Origin of the sequence: Paenibacillus sp. FSL W8-0194 (assembly GCF_037969745.1) — a bacterium.
Lineage (GTDB): Bacteria > Bacillota > Bacilli > Paenibacillales > Paenibacillaceae > Paenibacillus_AQ > Paenibacillus_AQ cookii.
In genome coordinates this window covers 1,708,858-1,725,083 of record NZ_CP150205.1, presented here as the reverse complement: position 1 = coordinate 1,725,083, position 16,226 = coordinate 1,708,858, and the positions used below count along the sequence as shown (strand labels likewise).

Genomic DNA, 16,226 nt, shown 5'->3' with positions numbered 1-16,226 from the left:
AGCCTCCCTTATTTATTCAGCTTCGACAGCATCGCGGTCAGATCCTTGGACAAAATGCCGAGCAGGCTCATCACCTTGGCGTATTCCATCCGCGTAGGGCCCAAAATGCCGATCGTTCCGAGCGCTTCCCCGTCGAGCGAATAGGTCGCCGTGATCAGGCTGCAGTTGGCAAACGCCTCATGGTCGTTTTCGGTGCCGATCCGCACCTGAACCCCGGCCGCCCCCTGCATCGAAGCCATCATTTTCGTCAGCGTCGGCGTCTCTTCAAGAAGATCCAAAATATCCTTCACTTTCTCGACGTCTTTGAACTCGGGCTGCGTAAGCATATTCGTCGCGCCGCTCAAATACACGCGCTGGTCGGACTCTTCTTCGACGAATATGTTGTCCAGGATGCTCATGATCTCTTCGAAATTGGTCAAATGACGCTGCATTTCCTGGCCGAGCTCGCGATAAAGCCTCGTTTTCAGCTTGTAGAGCGGAACGTTCACCAGCTTGTTGTTCAGCAGGTTGACCACTTTTTCCATTTCCGAAACGGAAACGCCTGGAGGCACGGACACGGTTTTGCTTTCGACCTGGCCCGTGCTGGTCACGATAATCGCCACTGCGGTCGTTTCGTTCAAGGATAGCAGCTGAAAATGACGCAATGACGTATGAAAAACTTCCGGCCCAAGCAGGATGGAAGTGTAGTTGGTGATATTGGAAAGAATCATGGCCGCATGCTGGATCACCTGCTCCGTGGCGTTCAGCTTTTCCGCGAAAAAAGCGCGCAGCGTGCGCAGCTCGGCGGAAAAATTCTGGTACGTCGGATCAAGGTGGTCCACGTAATATCGATAACCTTTATGAGAAGGGATGCGCCCGGCCGATGTATGTGGCTGCTCCAAGAAACCAAGCTCCTCCAAATCAGCCATTTCGTTACGTATGGTCGCAGGACTAAAGCCGACATCTCCCCGTTTCGATATGCTGCGCGAGCCGACAGGTTCCGCAGAACGGATGTAATCGTCCACGATGGCATTCAGAATTAATCTTTGGCGTTCGGTTAGCATGTCTTCCCCTCCCTTTGGTCGTTCATTTTGCATCGTTAGCACTCTACTGCAATGAGTGCTAACCGCTACTACAAAAATACCAAACTGACCTGAGCATTGTCAAGTCGGTTCGGCATGTGCGGGGGATTCTGTGCTTGTGTCACGATTGGCGGTTTAAGGCGCCTTGTTCTTCATTCTTCACGGTCGAGTCCCGCCCTGACGCAAAAACCGCTTCCTCACAACCCTGAACACCGGGTTTGCTTGAAAGCGGTCCACGTTTGATCTCCATAAACGGTATTAATCCAGCATCTTCAGCACGGCGATCTCGTCGCAGCAGGACTGCTTGCTGCAGTTCACGCAGTCGGTCCACACCTTTTCCGGAAAGATCTCCTTCTCCACGACCGAAAAGCCGTTTTTCACGAAAAAGGATACCTCGTACGTCAACGCCATGATTTTCGGAATGCCCTGCCGTCTGGCTTCTTCGGTCAGCTTGTTTACGAGCATCGAACCGATGCCGAGTCCCTTGTACCCGTCCATGATCCCCAGGGACCGGATTTCGACCAAGTCGTTTCCGAGGCGGCATAACGAGCCGCAGCCGATGACAACGCCGTCCACTTCCGCCACGACGAACTGGTCGAGCTGCTTCTCCAGCACCTTGCGGGACCGGGGCAGCATAATCCCTTTTTTTGCATATCCATCGATCATCTGAAAAAGCGGCTCGATATCCTCCGGGACCGCAACCCTGCACGTCACTACAGCCGGCATCCTACTTCTCCTCCTATTCGAGGATGGGGCAAAACAGGCTGTGGCCCGGGGACATTTGCGCATCCTCTACGCGTCGCTGTTTTATAATATGAATAAATATACAACATCGCGTATAGAAGTGCAAGCCTATTCTTTGACCGTCAAATAGCCGATAAATTCGCCGAATACGTCGTTTCCGAACAGGAGCCCCTTTTCGCTGAGGCGGTATCCCGCATCCGTCGGTTCAAGCAGGCCCGCATCCAGCATTTTATGCAGCGGCTCCGCAAACACGTCTTCGATCCGGACTCCGAACTGCTCCTCGAAATGGCGGTTCGACACCCCGCTCAGCACGCGCAGGCCGACCATCATGAAATCCTCCATCGCTTCCTCGCGGGAAACTTCGAACGACTCCAGCCGCGGCAGCCCTTCTTTCGTCGCTTCCGTATACGGGTTGACGCCTTTAATGTTCATGTGGCGCCGGCGCCCGACATAGCCGTGGGCCCCCGCCCCAAGTCCGTAATAGTCTTCGTTCAGCCAATACGCCATGTTGTGGCGGCTGTGGTAACCGGGTTTTGCAAAATTGCTGATCTCATATTGCACGTAGCCGGCTTTTTTCATCCGCTCCATTAATAGAAGGTACATTTTCAGCTCTTCGTCTTCGCTTGGGAGCGGCAGCTGGTTTTTTTTGTACATCGTATGGAAAAGCGTGTTTTCCTCGACCTTCAGGCTGTAAATGGAATAATGCGGCAGGTCGAGCGCCAGCGCTTTGTCCACGCTTTCCGCCAGCATGTCCACCGTCTGGTTCGGCAGGCCGAACATCAAGTCGATCGACAGGTTTTCGAAGCCGGCTTTGCGGGCGTTTTCGAGGCTTTGGTACACGTCGTCCGTATCATGGATGCGCCCGATGCCCTGAAGCAGCTCGTTCTGGAACGATTGCACGCCGAAGCTGACGCGGTTGACGCCGCCTTCGCGCATGACCGACAGCTTTTCGAGGTCCGTCGTACCCGGGTTGGCCTCCATCGAAAACTCGATGTCTTCGGCCCAATCCGGAAAATAGGTGCGGACCGTCTTCAGGAAGTAGGCCATCTCGTCCGGCTTCAGCACGGTCGGCGTGCCGCCGCCGACGAAAATGGACCGGATGACGCCCGGAGGAACCTCCTTGACGGTCCGTTCCATTTCGCGTTCAAGCCCCTGCAAATATTCCATGACCGGCTGATTTTTCAGCACGTAGGAATTGAAATCGCAATAAAAGCACTTGTTCGTGCAAAAGGGAATGTGAAGATAGACCGCCTGCGGTTTCGGTGTTCCTTGGGATCGGTCGCTCGCCGTTTGCGGCTGTAATGCTGTCATGGTTCAATTCCCTCCTTGTTCTGTACATTTTAAAAAAGCCCCAACCCTGTGGGGCTAAAGCTCCGAAAGCGGCGCATCCTTTTTCGGGAATGAAAACGAATACGCCCTATAATCATGGGAAAAGCCGCTCCAGCGGCTCTTCCGTCACATTGAACTTAGTTGTCGTCGATTTTCAGGACGGCCATGAACGCTTCCTGCGGCACTTCGACGGAGCCGACCTGCTTCATGCGTTTTTTGCCTTCCTTTTGTTTCTCCAGCAGCTTCCGCTTCCGCGAAATGTCGCCGCCGTAACATTTGGCAAGGACGTTTTTGCGCATCGCTTTGACGGTTTCGCGGGCCACGACCTTCGTTCCGACGGATGCCTGGATCGGCACCTCGAACATTTGGCGCGGAATCAGCTCGCGCAGCTTTTCGCAAATGACCCGCCCGCGCTGGTAAGCCCGGTCGCGGTGCACGATAAACGACAAAGCGTCCACCTGCTCGCCGTTCAGCAAAATGTCCATTTTCACGAGATTGGATTTCCGGTACCCCGACATTTCATAGTCGAACGACGCGTACCCTTTAGTTCCGGATTTCAGCTGGTCGAAGAAATCGTATACGATTTCCGACAGCGGGATTTCGTAGGTGATCGTGACCCGGGTCGTATCCAGGTACTCCATGTTCACGAATTCGCCGCGTTTGCCTTGGCACAACTCCATGACCGTACCGACGTAATCGTTCGGCACGATGATCGCCGCTTTAACATAAGGCTCTTCCACCGAATCGATTTTGCCGATTTCCGGATAGTTCGACGGGTTGTCGATCTCGATGACGTCGCCGTTGGTCAGCGTAACGCGGTAAATAACGCTCGGCGCCGTCGTGATGAGCGGAATGTTGAATTCCCGCTCGATGCGCTCCTGGATGATCTCCATATGAAGGAGTCCGAGGAATCCGCAGCGGAAGCCGAAGCCGAGGGCGCTCGAGGTTTCCGGCTCGAAGCTGAGCGACGCGTCGTTCAGCTGGAGCTTCTCCAGCGCTTCGCGCAAATCGTTGTATTCCGACGTTTCGATCGGGTACAAACCGCAGTACACCATCGGATTGATTTTGCGGTAGCCCGGCAGCGGCTCCGGCGTCGGGTTTTTCGCGTCCGTGACGGTATCGCCGACCCGGGTATCCCCGACATGCTTGATGCCGGCCACGATGAAGCCGACGTCGCCGACCTTGAGTTCGTCAACGATCGTCATCCGCGGCTTGAACGCCCCGACTTCGATGACCTCGAACGTTTTGTTCGTCGCCATCATTTTGATTTTGGAGCCGGCTTTAATGCTGCCGTTGACGACGCGGACATAAACGATGACGCCTTTGTACGGGTCGTAATGCGAATCGAAAATGAGGGCCTTCAGCGGCTCGTCCGCTTCGCCGGACGGCGGCGGAACCTGCTTGACGATCTGCTCCAAAATTTCCTTGATCCCGATCCCCGCCTTGGCCGAAGCAAGCACGGCTTCGCTGGCGTCGAGGCCGATGACGTCTTCGATCTCCTGCTTGACGCGGTCCGGATCGGCGCTAGGCAGGTCGATTTTGTTGATGACCGGAATGATCTCCAAATTGTTGTCCAAAGCCAAGTACACGTTGGCCAGCGTCTGGGCTTCGATTCCCTGCGCGGCGTCCACAACGAGCAGCGCGCCTTCGCATGCCGCGAGGCTTCGCGACACTTCATAGGTAAAATCGACGTGTCCCGGCGTGTCGATCAAATTGAGCAAATATTCCTGGCCGTCATCCGCCTTGTATGTAAGATGTACGGCCTGCAGCTTGATCGTAATGCCGCGTTCGCGTTCCAAATCCATCTGATCGAGCACCTGATCCTGCATTTCACGGGACGTCAGCGCGCCGGTGTACTCCAAAATCCGGTCGGCGAGCGTCGATTTGCCGTGGTCTATATGTGCAATGATGCAGAAATTCCGAATATTTTTTTGCCTTGCTTGTACGTCTGTCATGCCCTACCCCCAAAACAGCCTGATGTGTCAATCAATTCATTATAGCAGTTGAAATAAAGGCGGGCAATCCCACTGGCGGGCCGGAATTACTCGGTGATGGAATCGAAGACGGAGACGACCAGCCGAATGCTTTTTTGCGATAGATTTTGCAGCAGCCCGGCCGTTTTGTCCGCCAGAACGTCCACCGTCGGTTTGCCCGTCTCCGGTGACAGAATTTGCTCCGGCGTTTGCGGGCCGTCTTCCTTCGCTTCGACCTGCTCGGGCTCTTTTTCCTCGATCTTAAAACGGTTCGAGCTTTTGGGTGCAGGGGCTTGTCCATTGCCCGCCGCCGCGGCTTGGGTGCTTGCGTATGCCGGGTTTTTCCCGGAGTCGGGGGCGGGCCCGCCGGAGCTTGCCAGCTGCATGCCGACCAGCACGCCGATGCCGGCCCAAACGCCCACCATCCAAATTCTTTTCGCCCATTTCGACATGACCGGTCTCTCCTTCCATCCATTTCCGTCTTCGCTTTGGATTAACTGCCGGACCCTGCTTTTTGCGCGGAACCCGACTTGTCGGCGCTGGCTTTCTCCGCTTTTTGTTCCTTGAAATACACTTCGGCGATCATTTGCGCCAGGACGTCTGCGGTTCTCTTCAATTCTTCCTCGGTGCTGTCGATGCCGCCGACTTCGATCAAAATGCTGTGCTCCGACAGGGACTGGTTATATTCGCCGTTGCCTTGAGATGAAGTTTTGCCCCAAACTCCGCGCGATATTCCCGGATACGATTTCTCCAAACGCTCGTGGATGGCATTGGCGAACGCCTCGTTTTTCCGCCAGTTTTTGTTGGCGTGGCCGATGATGAAAAACACCTGGGCATAATTTTGTCCATGAATGGACGTTGTCGTTTTCCCGTGTTTTTGGGAATCCCGGTGGATGTCGATCAAATAGGCAAGCCCATTGTTTTGCGCCATGGCCTCTTTAACCGTCTGACGGGAATATTTATATGAATAGTTATAATTGTAATTATCAACGGCCGACATATAATCTTTTTGCGAATGGATCGCCCCTACCCCCATCTTTTCCAGCTTGTCGGCCACGTATTTCCCGACCAGCATGACGTTTTTGTCGGGCGACGTGGAGCTCGGGTTCTCGCTGGTTTTGCCCAGCAACGGGTTATACGCCTCTCTCGGGTGCGAGTGGTAGATCATCACGACCTTTTTGCCTGCGTTTGCCGCGGGCGGCGTCTGAGCTTTGTCCTGCCCTTTCGGCTCCTGCTTGGCCGCTCCCGGCTTTCCGGGCTCTTTTTTGGCGCCGGGCTCGGGCTCTTTTGCCGGCGGCTTCTCCGCCTCTTTGGGTTCCTCTGCTTTGGACGGCTGCTCGCTTTTGGCCTCCGTTTCGGGTTCGGGCGGCAGATGGAAATCTTCGGGCGGGTCTAAGTTCCGGTTGCCGGAGGCGCTTCTCAGCAGCACCGGATCGGTCGTCCCCATGCCCGGCATTTCCTTGGCCAGCAGACTTTTCGGATCGCGGGGATTCACGCTCGTCAGCATTTGAAACACGAAGGTGGTCATTTTTTCGCCCGAAAACGCCGACGTTCCCTTTTCTTTATCCAGATGCGGCACCTCCATGCCCAGCATGTCCATAAAAAACCCGCTGGACAGCGATCCCGCAAAACCTTTCATGGACGAAACGGGGGAGGTGTTCAATTTGTTTTCCGCCATCCCGCCCAGCCCCAGCATGACAAAAAATAGAAACGACCCGAGCATCAGCAGCAAAAACGTCCGCCCCATCGACAGCATGTGCAGCATCTTCGTTCTCCATTTGCGGATATTCCACAGTCGAAATCCATTTCTCATTGTGTCGTCCTCCTGAACTCTCTTATACTTCAAAACTATGAGCCCGGAAGATTCGCTAGAACCAAAAATGATATATTTGCGAGAAAAAAAAGAAGCCGCGATAGATTCGCAGGCTTCCTGATTCGTTCGTAACGGCCAAACGGCCGACCGGTCCTAGTGGGTGTAGGCTCCCGAATTGCCTGGATCCACGGCCTCGTGCAGCGAGGCGTTTAATCCGCTGGCCACGATGTTGGCGATATCCTCGATAAATTCGTCGATTTCTTTCGGCGTGACGATCAGATCATGGCCAAGCGGCTCCAGCACCTCTTTGACCAGGGCCAGCCGCTCGTTTTCGGAGATGCTGTCCAGCAGCCCCATGATTTCGCGCGTCTGGTTTTGGTTCCCGCCAAAATGCTTTTTCATCATTTCCATCACGTTGTTGACGATCGTCGAAGCATAACATACCGTCGGCACGCCGATGGCGATGCAGGGAACGCCAAGCACCTCTTTGGTCAAGCCGCGCCGCTTGTTGCCGATGCCCGAACCCGGGTGGATGCCGATATCGGCGATTTGGATCGTCGTGTTCACCCGTTCCAGCGAACGGGAGGCCAGCGCGTCGATGGCGATGATCAGGTCCGGCTTCGTCCGGTCGACGATGCCCTGAACGATTTCGCTCGATTCGATGCCCGTAATGCCGAGCACGCCCGGCGCGATCGCGCTGATTTGGCGGTAACCCGGCGCGACCTGATCCGGCATCAGCTCAAAATATTGGCGGGTCACCAGCACGTTCTCCACCACGAGCGGGCCGAGCGAGTCCGGCGTGACATTCCAGTTTCCGAGGCCGACGATAAGCACCGTGTCTTTCTTTTGAATGCCGATCAGCGTCAGAAAATCCTCGAACTCCCTGGCAAAAGCCTCCGTCACCCGTTCCTGCAAACCGGTATCGCCGTTCCGAAGTCCAGGCACCTCCAGCGTCACGTAATGGCCTTTGATGCGGCCGATCGCTTGCGAACCTTCGTCCGTCAGCACGTTCAGCCGGGTCACCTTGATCCCGTCCTTTTCCGATACCTCTTCATCCACCCCCGGGATCGAATCCGGATATTGCTTCGCGGCCAGCTCCCTGGCGTCCACCGCCAAATCGGTGCGCACGTTGTATTTTTGCAGATCCAATTCCATCTCAAAATCATCCTCCTTTGCCTTTTTCGTTATATTGTGCGGGAGGCGGCCTCCGATTATGCAAGCCTTAGTATTGCTTTTTGCGGTACCCCATGCTAAACTATTTTAAGTTGTGAACCATTTGAAGTTCTCGAATGCCTTACAGGAGGTGAATGCAATGCCAAACATTAAATCCGCCGTTAAACGCGTAAAAACGAACGAAAAACGCCGTGCGCTTAATGCTTCCCAAAAATCCGCGCTCCGCACAGCCGTGAAAGCCGCTGATGCTGCGCTGGCTAATAACGAAGTTGAAGCTGCTAAAGCTGCAGTTCAAGCCGCTTCCCAGAAGCTGGACAAGGCTGTGACAAAAGGTCTCATCCACAAAAATGCTGCAAGCCGCAAGAAATCCCGCTTGGCGCAAAAACTGAACGCCCTGACTGCACAAGCATAAGGTGCGCTATCCATACGATGAAAATGAAAAGTCCTGAACAGCCAATCCAGCTGGTCAGGACTTTTTGATTCAATATCCCGTACATACAATTTTCCTGCAATCAAGCCCACTCATCAAGTCAGGAGGTTGACGAGCAATGGAAATCTGGAAGAAAAACTTATGGGTTTTATGGTTCGGTTCTTTTATCGTCTCTTCAAGCTTCTCCATGGTGGTTCCGTTTCTCCCGATCTTTCTCATCCAAATCGGCACGACCGAAAACGTTGAAATGTGGTCCGGCTTGCTGTTCAGCAGCGCGTTTTTGGCAGGGGCGCTATCCTCCCCGTTCTGGGGCGCCGTCGGCGACAAATACGGCCGCAAGGCGATGATCGTTCGCGCCGGTTTCGTTCTGTGCGTCATCTATATCCTGACTTCGTTCGTGACCAGCCCGGTTCAGCTGCTGATCTTGCGGATTCTGCAGGGCCTGCTTTCCGGCTTCATCCCCGGGGCGATCGCCATCGTCGGCACCAACACGCCCGAGCATAAAGTCGGCTACGCCCTCTCCACGATGTCGACCGCGACGGCGACGGGCAGCATCATGGGGCCGCTGCTTGGCGGCGTGCTGTCGAAGCTTTTCGATAACCGCTTGGCGTTCGCCAGCGCAGGGGTGCTTTGTTTTCTTGCCACTTTGCTCGTCATCTTTTACGTCAAGGAAGAAAAATTCGTTCCCGGCAAAGGACGCGTGTCCGTGCTCAGCACGATCAAGCTGGCCGCCGATAACAAGCTGCTTCTGGTCGTGCTGCTGCTGACGATGTTTACGCAGTTTTCGGTCATGACCATCGAACCGGTGCTCCCGCTTTATATCGTGGAGATCGGCCATTCGGCTTCCGACGCCTCGATTCTGGCCGGCATCATCTTTTCCCTGGTCGGCATCGCCAGCATCCTGTTCGCTTCCCGCTGGGGGAAACTTGCGGATAAAATCGGCTTTCAGAAGGTGCTTTTGATCGGATTGTTTGCCGGAGGCGTCGGCTCGCTGCTGCAAATTCCTTTCCATAACATTTGGGCGTTTTCGGTCGTCCGGTTTTTGTACGGATGTTTCTTCTGCGCGGTATTCCCGGCCCTCAACGGGCTGGTGGTACGTGCGACTTCGGCCGAATTCCGCGGCAGGGCCTTCAGCTTGAGCCAGACGTCGAACCAGCTGGGCGGCATGCTCGGCCCGCTTGCGGGCGGCGCCATCAGCGGCGTGTTCAGCATCCATACCGTCTTTTTGCTGACCGGCATTTTGCTGCTGCTGACGATGGGCCTTGCCTTGTGGTCCGGACGATTCAGCCGCCAAACGGAAACGCCTTCGTCCTCTAGGGCGATAAATCACTAAAGCGCTTTCCTTGGCTGCCACGGTATGAGGCTCAGAAAGCCCTCGCCCGCTTTAAGCGGAACGAGGGCTTTTTTCCTTGAAACCGATCTAAAAACGGATCGTTTGATTAGGCGGAAGGACGGGCTGCCGCGACTTTTCTTAAGCAAACGCGAAAAAGGCTGGTCAGCCGTCCCGGTATCCGTAACCGATCGGCCTCAGCCTTTTTGCGCTTTTGTTTTTATGCCGCCAATCTGAGCAGAAACAATTCCAAGCCCAGCACCTTGTCGACGGCTCCGGTTTTCATTTGGTAATCCAGCGTGCCGAGACGGCTCAAAATCTGCTTCAGCTGGGCCGCCTGAAACTTCCGTGCCTGCTCCCCGGCGATTTTGACGGCGTAGGGATGGAGGCCAAGCTGGGAAGCGATTTGCTGCTGGGAAAAACTTTGCCCTGCCAGGTCCTTGACCTGAAGGATGATGCGAAACTGCCTTGCGATCAGCGCGGCGATTTTGATCGGCTCTTCCTTCTGCTTCAGCAGCTCGTAAAAGATCGAAAGCGCCCGGTCTACCCTTAGGTTGGCGATATCCTCCACAAGGGCAAACACGTTTTGTTCCGTGCTGCGCGCGATCAATTGGTCTACCATGTCGGTGCGGATGATCCCGCCTTTGCCCGCGTACAAGCAGAGCTTGTCGATCTCGGCGGCAAGCGTCTGCAGCTGGGTGCCCGCATTGCGGATGACGAGCTCCGCGGCCCCTTCTTCAAACGTGCAGTCCTGCTCCTTCGCTTTTTTGCCGACCCATTTCAGCAGATCTTCGCTGCCAAGCGGCATAAACGATAAAAGCGTGCCGCTGCTTTTGACGGCTTTCACGATCTTTTTGCGCTCGTCAAGCTTCTCCTGGTTTACGATAAAAACGAGGATGCTGTATTCCGCCGGGTTGTTCATATATTCAAGGAGCGATTCCGGACGATGCTCCACTTTGCCCTGGTCTTTGCCCGCCGTAAAAACGGAGGCATCCTGCACGAGGATCACCTTGCGCGGCACCATAAAAGGCACCATCTCCGCCTCCTCGACCACCTGCTGCAGGGGCGTATCCGCCAAGTCGTAATGGACAAGCGCAAAGTCGCGTTCTTCTTTGGAAATCGTCTGCTCCACGAGAAAAGACACAAATTCGTTCATCTGGTATTTTTCCGTTCCGTACAACAGGTACACGGGAGAGATGTCCCCCTGCTTCACGGCCTTTACCGCGGTTTTCACGTCCATACTTAAGCCCCCTTTCATCTATGTAACTCTGCTTAAGTTTTGGCCTGCTTCACTATATTAACAAAAATCCAGGCCCGGGAAAACAGCAGAGGGGCCCTCCGCAGGAAGGCCCCCCTGTCCCAGCTCATCTATGATAAACACCGGCGGGCAGGGCTCTAGAAACCCCGCCGCCAGTGGTTACACGACGATCCTGGTTCAATGCTGTCGGTATATCCTATTCCATATCTCTTGTATTGGTGCATGTTTGTATCTCTATTTTTGGTCTCCCATGGATTCCTCGTCAAGGATTCGAAGCCTTCGAGTCGTCGACGCGATAGGTTTTGCTCGTCGTCGTTCCTTGGTCATCAGCCGTTTGGTAAGTAAACACCGTGCTGTCCGCAGACCAGACCCCGGTTACCCAGTTGCCCGGCAGGTCGATGGTCTTGACGGCCTTCTTCTGGCCGTCCTGATCCGAAAGGGCATAAATGACCAGCTTGCCGTCTTCGACGGAAGCCGCGTATTTGCCGTCCGGAGAATTGATCTGGACCGCCGCGGTTTTGATCGAGCTGATGCCCATGGTTATTTTTTCATCGGCGAGGGATTTCTCCTTGGCCGGATGATCCGGCGCGACCGCTTGGCCTTGCGCTGAATCTTGGCTGGCCCCGCCGTCGCCGCCCGCATTTCCCGAAGCCGTCGCTTTTCCCTGATCTTCGGCGGTCTGATCCTGATTCGCTGCGGCTTTATCTTGATTTGCCGCCGTTTTATCCTGGTTGGCCGCGTCTTCGGCAGGTTTCTGCGCGTAGTTTTGTTTCGGCTTTGGGTCTTCCGGGGAAACTTGCTTTTTCGCCGCCGCATCGTCTTGCGGAGCCGTCGCTTCGGTTTCCGTGCCCGCGCTGCGGACATCCTTGGAATTCTGCTGATCCGCAGGCGTTTCGGACCGGGCAGGCTTTTCCTTCGCAGGTTCTTCCGGAGGGGAAGCATCCTGCGCTTTCATTTCCGTCATGCCGCTATCGTTAGCGCCGGCATCTTCTTGCGCGGGCTCACTGCCAGCGTTGCTGCTGTAGAGCATTTCCTGTTTAGGTTCGACATCCTGCCGCTCGCCGCCGCTGCCCGTCGTGGAATCGGCGGACGAAGCCGCGCTTTCGGCCGTTTTTTGCCCCGCTTCTTTGAAAGCAGGTTCTTCCGCGGTCGACAGATGTTTCGGAGGATAATTGTATATCGCCACTCCCAAAATGATCACCGCGGCTACGGCCCCCATGGCCGTACGTCCGGCGATCGAATTGCGGAATTTGCTTTTGCGCGCCGGACGCGCGGGTACCGGTACCATCTCGGCAGGCTCCTCTTCGCGGGAAGCGCTTTTTTCCTGACGGGCCTGGTCGATGGCTTCCAGCTGCGGCATGATGGCGTCGACAATGCTGAATTTAGGCGTTACCTTCGGCAAATCCTCAAGATCCCGGGACAATGATTTCAGCATCCGAAAGGTTTCCGTACATTCAGGACAATGTTTCAAATGCTCATACAGCTGCACGGTTTCTTCCTCGCTTAAATCATAATCCAAATAACGGTGCATCCACTCCACCACCTCTGGACATTTCATCCTGATACACCACCTTTCTGATGCTCTTGAAGCATATTCTGGAGCTGCTGCCTGGCCCTGAACAGGTAAGATTTCACCGTGTTCAGCGGAAGGTTCAGGCAGTCGGCAATTTCATTGTAAGAAAAATCCTGCAAATACCTTAGCACGATCACGCTTCTATGATGATCCGGCAGCTGGTCGATGGCTTCCTTGATGTCCTGGGCCAGGTAAGAAGACATGACGGTGCGTTCCACGTTTTGTTTGTCCTGAAAAACCAGTTCATGCTCATCGATGGAAACCGTCGGTTTCGTGCGCCTGAATTTGTCGATGCAAATGTTGGTCACGATCCGTTGAACCCAGGTTTTGAACTGCGCCTTTTCTTCATAGGAGCCGATTTTCGTGTAGATGCGGATGAGCGCTTCCTGGGAAGCGTCCATCGCATCCTGTTCGTCGTTTAAAATATAGTAGGCTGTGCGGTACACTTGATGCTCAATTTCTCTTAATAGGGTGATTAGAGCGTCGCGATCGCCCGATTGAGCGGCTCTTATGAGTCCCTGCTCTACCACAAAGGATCCCCCTCTCCCTGCAATCTAACAGACGTGCAAGTGTGTCAAATTGTTGCAATTTGTAACCAACTTTTTTCTATACATGGATAAGGCCGATATATCTTATGTACGTAAGAAGGTGTCGGGTCTCGTTACTTCGGAAAAAGAAGATGGAAAACCCCAATTAAGGATACCAAATTCTAGTGAGCTCGTCACCAAGAAACATGATCGCTTACGCAACTCATCCATTTTACGAGTTTTTCCCTTTTAATTCTTTAAGATTTTGTCAGAATCGGAACGATTTCCTGACGTATTGGTGTCAATTCCGTCATGTGTCCGGGCCTTATACGCCCTGCTGGAATTCATTGGCGGAAAGGGCTGAATTTGCTTCGGACTTGTATGCCTTCGGGACGGATCCGCATTTGGACTTCGCCGTTTTGGTCCGTCCGGAACAAGCGGGCCCCTTCGTGTTCGATCCGCCGCACGACATCGGCATGCGGATGGCCGTATAAGTTGTTCACGCCCGCCGATATGACCGCGGCTTTCGGCCGCCAATGCCGGAGCCAGTCCTCGCCGGTGGACGACTTGCTGCCGTGATGCGCGATTTTGATGACATCGATGCCTTCGCCGGGCCGCCGATCGGCCCCGCCGGAATCACCGGACGAGCGCGGGTCCGAAGCCGCCGGAACGCCGCTGCCGGCCAAACCGAGCACGTCCTCTTCGGCAGCCTGATCCATATCGCCCGTAAACAGCAGCTTCCTTTCGTTCATGGTCAGCACAAACGCCACCGATAGATGGTTTTGGCTTTTTTCCACCGGAACCTCTTCCTGCTCCGCGCCGTCCAGCATCGGCGAAATGAAGGCAAGCTCCGTATGCTTGTCCGGCTTCAGCTTCATGCCCTGATGGACGGCATACACGGGAATGCGCCGCTCCAAGGCCGTACCGATCAGCTTGTCGAAGGCCTTCGTTCCTGAAAGCGTTCCGTTGAACAGGAAGGCCTTCACGGGGATTTGTTCCAAAACGGCCTGCAGGCCCCCCGCATGGTCCTGGTCTCCGTGCGTGACGATCACCGCATCCAAACGGTGGATTCCCCGCTGCTTGAGCAGGGGGACGACCACCTTGGCGCCGACTTCAAACGGATTTTTCCGATCCTTCCAGCCGTCTTCGGGCTTGCGGAAGCTGACCGTGCCGCCCCCGTCCACGAGAATGTTCCGTCCCTCCGGGGTCGTGATCAGGATGCTGTCGCCTTGCCCCACGTCCAGAAACTGTACGAGCCCCTCCCCGTGCAAAGATGCAGGCCGATACTCCCAATATATCAGAAACAGAAAAGCAAGCATAATTCCGGCAAGCCCGGCTCTCGTTTTCCTCTTATTGGGCGCAGCATCATCCGGATCCAAGGAACCTCCCTTCCCTTCAAGCTCCGCCGTTTCGTCATCGGCGTTTTCCGCCTGCCGGGCTTCGCGCCTTCCCGTCTGCCGGTTCGCTATAAATAAAAACAGGTACATCAAAACAAAATAAGCCGCAATCCACATGAATGACGGCGATTTCCAAATCGTGACGAACTGCGGGAAACCGTTCAGCCAACGGACAAGACGGAACGTCCAATCGCTCGTCAGCTCCGCAGCCCGTCCCAATGCCCTGCCCGCCGGCAGCCAGATCCAGCCAAACAGCAGCGCGGCAGCGCCGAGCGGGAGCGTAAGGAAGGTAATAAACGGCACCAGCACGAAGTTGGCCGCAAACGACAGCAGGGAAAACTGGTTAAAGTAATAAATGGTCAGCGGGAATGAGACCAGCTGGGCGACCAGCGTCACATTGACGGCTCCGGCGATGCGCTTCGGCAAAAAGCGAAGGAGCCGGCTCATCAGCGGAACGTACACCATCAGCCCGGCCGTAACCAGGAATGACAGCTGGAAGCTGACGCTCAGCAGGTAATACGGATTCCACAGCATCATCGCAAGCGCCGCTGCCGCCAACACGTTCATTCCATCCTTCAGCCATCCTTTTCTCGCGGCATAAAGCCCGATCATGCCCATGATGCCTGCCCGAACGACCGATGGGCTCACCCCCGACAAAAGGACGTACAAGGGAATCAGCAGCATAGCCATCAGAAGGGCCTTTTCGCGGGTTATTTTGAATAAGGAAAAAATAAACAGCAGGCTGGCGACGAATACCGCGACATGCATCCCGGAGATCGCCAAAATATGCGTCAGGCCCAGCTGCGAAAACTGCGTGTACGTTACGGGGTCGATATCGTCCTGCATGCCGATCAGCAGGCCTTTCATATATCCGGCGTGGGGCTCCCGAAAAATTTGGCCAATTTTATCCCCAAGCCCGCTGCGGGCATGATCGTTCCACCGGAAAACCGTCAGCGTGCTCCACGGCGAAACCGGCAGGGAAACCTGAACATGTTCGCTCCCTTTCGTTTTAAAAAGCCAGTGGATGTGCTGCGTCCGCAGATAAGCCGCGTAATCGAAAGCGCCGAAATTGCGGGCGTTTCCGGGAAGCTCCAGCGTCCCGTCCAGCTTGACCTGGTCTCCCCGCTGCCACTTGCGGGCTGCGTCCTGCTGCTCCTTGCTTAGAAGTTTGACTTGAACCATAACGCGTTCCCGAAATCCTTCGGACGGCGGCAACCCCCTGCCCCCATGCCCCTCCGCGCTTCGGCTCGCCTTCCGCAATTCAGCCTGGAAGTCCGCCCGATCCCCGTCCACGTCGACGGAAGAGACGATGACCCCCTCGGCATGCAGCGGCATCCCGTTTAATTCGTCCGCAGCCGCAGCCAGCGCCTCCGGCAGGGCCGTGACGTTCCGCGCGTCATGCCACAGCCAGTATGCGCCCGACAAGGTTACCGCGATCCAGGCGATCAGCATGCTCCGCAACAGCTTCCGGTGCAGCAGCACGGCAGCGGCGAGCAGAAGCGTCAGTCCCATCCAGATGAAAAGCAGCCGCGCGTCCGAAAAAACGCTAGCAAGGCTGCTCCCGGCCAGCCAACCGGCCGTTCCGACGATTAAAGGCCTTCCCTTCACGTTCATTCAC

At 55.3% G+C, this 16,226-nt stretch carries 13 protein-coding genes; 2 read left to right on the top strand and 11 right to left on the bottom strand.

Annotation, left to right across the window (positions count from 1 at the left end; genetic code table 11):
* Nucleotides 1–8: 8 nt before the first annotated feature.
* The 7 genes from hrcA to gpr form a co-directional block, all read right to left on the bottom strand.
* On the bottom strand, nucleotides 9–1,043 hold the full coding sequence (gene hrcA / locus MKY58_RS07430) for a heat-inducible transcriptional repressor HrcA (RefSeq protein WP_339324055.1): 1,035 nt from the start codon (nucleotides 1,041–1,043) through the stop codon (nucleotides 9–11).
* Between the two features lie 276 nt (nucleotides 1,044–1,319).
* Nucleotides 1,320–1,787 carry an N-acetyltransferase gene (locus tag MKY58_RS07425; RefSeq protein ID WP_339324054.1) on the bottom strand — a complete coding sequence of 156 codons (468 nt, stop codon included), beginning with the start codon at nucleotides 1,785–1,787 and terminating at the stop codon, nucleotides 1,320–1,322.
* A 126-nt stretch (nucleotides 1,788–1,913) separates the two neighbouring features.
* Nucleotides 1,914–3,116, bottom strand: coding sequence for a radical SAM family heme chaperone HemW (hemW, locus tag MKY58_RS07420; protein WP_036712367.1), 1,203 nt, complete (start codon nucleotides 3,114–3,116; stop codon nucleotides 1,914–1,916).
* A gap of 155 nt (nucleotides 3,117–3,271) precedes the next feature.
* A complete protein-coding gene (lepA, locus tag MKY58_RS07415; protein WP_212947251.1) occupies nucleotides 3,272–5,089 on the bottom strand; it encodes a translation elongation factor 4 in 1,818 nt (605 codons plus the stop codon).
* A gap of 86 nt (nucleotides 5,090–5,175) precedes the next feature.
* Nucleotides 5,176–5,559, bottom strand: a complete 384-nt coding sequence (locus MKY58_RS07410; protein WP_339324053.1) for a hypothetical protein — start codon at nucleotides 5,557–5,559, stop codon at nucleotides 5,176–5,178.
* A gap of 41 nt (nucleotides 5,560–5,600) precedes the next feature.
* Nucleotides 5,601–6,920 (bottom strand): stage II sporulation protein P, encoded by a 1,320-nt coding sequence (locus tag MKY58_RS07405; RefSeq protein WP_339324051.1) that lies wholly within the window; start codon nucleotides 6,918–6,920, stop codon nucleotides 5,601–5,603.
* A 153-nt stretch (nucleotides 6,921–7,073) separates the two neighbouring features.
* Nucleotides 7,074–8,075 carry a GPR endopeptidase gene (gpr, locus tag MKY58_RS07400; RefSeq protein ID WP_036715252.1) on the bottom strand — a complete coding sequence of 334 codons (1,002 nt, stop codon included), beginning with the start codon at nucleotides 8,073–8,075 and terminating at the stop codon, nucleotides 7,074–7,076.
* Between the two features lie 157 nt (nucleotides 8,076–8,232).
* On the opposite strand from gpr, the gene rpsT reads away from it, so the two are divergent.
* Entirely contained in the window at nucleotides 8,233–8,505 is a 273-nt protein-coding gene (gene rpsT, locus MKY58_RS07395; protein WP_036715251.1) for a 30S ribosomal protein S20, read from the top strand.
* A gap of 136 nt (nucleotides 8,506–8,641) precedes the next feature.
* The gene (locus tag MKY58_RS07390) at nucleotides 8,642–9,856 is read left to right on the top strand and encodes an MFS transporter (RefSeq protein ID WP_036715250.1); all 1,215 of its coding nucleotides are present in this window, start codon (nucleotides 8,642–8,644) and stop codon (nucleotides 9,854–9,856) included.
* Between the two features lie 217 nt (nucleotides 9,857–10,073).
* On the opposite strand, the gene holA is transcribed toward MKY58_RS07390, so the two are convergent.
* The 4 genes from holA to MKY58_RS07370 all read right to left on the bottom strand — a co-directional run bounded on the left by holA (nucleotide 10,074) and on the right by MKY58_RS07370 (nucleotide 16,222).
* Entirely contained in the window at nucleotides 10,074–11,093 is a 1,020-nt protein-coding gene (holA, locus tag MKY58_RS07385) for a DNA polymerase III subunit delta (protein WP_339324050.1), read from the bottom strand.
* A gap of 280 nt (nucleotides 11,094–11,373) precedes the next feature.
* Complete coding sequence (locus MKY58_RS07380; protein ID WP_339324049.1) at nucleotides 11,374–12,669, bottom strand: zf-HC2 domain-containing protein; 1,296 nt, start codon at nucleotides 12,667–12,669, stop codon at nucleotides 11,374–11,376.
* Nucleotides 12,666–13,214 (bottom strand): sigma-70 family RNA polymerase sigma factor, encoded by a 549-nt coding sequence (locus tag MKY58_RS07375; RefSeq protein WP_036715245.1) that lies wholly within the window; start codon nucleotides 13,212–13,214, stop codon nucleotides 12,666–12,668. The genes MKY58_RS07380 and MKY58_RS07375 overlap by 4 nt, the downstream gene beginning before the upstream one ends.
* A gap of 341 nt (nucleotides 13,215–13,555) precedes the next feature.
* On the bottom strand, nucleotides 13,556–16,222 hold the full coding sequence (locus tag MKY58_RS07370; protein WP_339324048.1) for a ComEC/Rec2 family competence protein: 2,667 nt from the start codon (nucleotides 16,220–16,222) through the stop codon (nucleotides 13,556–13,558).
* Between the last annotated feature and the right edge of the window lie 4 nt (nucleotides 16,223–16,226).

Coding starts and splice junctions, on each gene's coding strand:
- hrcA (WP_339324055.1), bottom strand. CDS start 1,043: ATGCTAACCGAACGCCAAAGATTAATTCTGAATGCCATCGTGGACGAT.
- MKY58_RS07425 (WP_339324054.1), bottom strand. CDS start 1,787: ATGCCGGCTGTAGTGACGTGCAGGGTTGCGGTCCCGGAGGATATCGAG.
- hemW (WP_036712367.1), bottom strand. CDS start 3,116: ATGACAGCATTACAGCCGCAAACGGCGAGCGACCGATCCCAAGGAACA.
- lepA (WP_212947251.1), bottom strand. CDS start 5,089: ATGACAGACGTACAAGCAAGGCAAAAAAATATTCGGAATTTCTGCATC.
- MKY58_RS07410 (WP_339324053.1), bottom strand. CDS start 5,559: ATGTCGAAATGGGCGAAAAGAATTTGGATGGTGGGCGTTTGGGCCGGC.
- MKY58_RS07405 (WP_339324051.1), bottom strand. CDS start 6,920: ATGAGAAATGGATTTCGACTGTGGAATATCCGCAAATGGAGAACGAAG.
- gpr (WP_036715252.1), bottom strand. CDS start 8,075: ATGGAATTGGATCTGCAAAAATACAACGTGCGCACCGATTTGGCGGTG.
- rpsT (WP_036715251.1), top strand. CDS start 8,233: ATGCCAAACATTAAATCCGCCGTTAAACGCGTAAAAACGAACGAAAAA.
- MKY58_RS07390 (WP_036715250.1), top strand. CDS start 8,642: ATGGAAATCTGGAAGAAAAACTTATGGGTTTTATGGTTCGGTTCTTTT.
- holA (WP_339324050.1), bottom strand. CDS start 11,093: ATGGACGTGAAAACCGCGGTAAAGGCCGTGAAGCAGGGGGACATCTCT.
- MKY58_RS07380 (WP_339324049.1), bottom strand. CDS start 12,669: ATGAAATGTCCAGAGGTGGTGGAGTGGATGCACCGTTATTTGGATTAT.
- MKY58_RS07370 (WP_339324048.1), bottom strand. CDS start 16,222: ATGAACGTGAAGGGAAGGCCTTTAATCGTCGGAACGGCCGGTTGGCTG.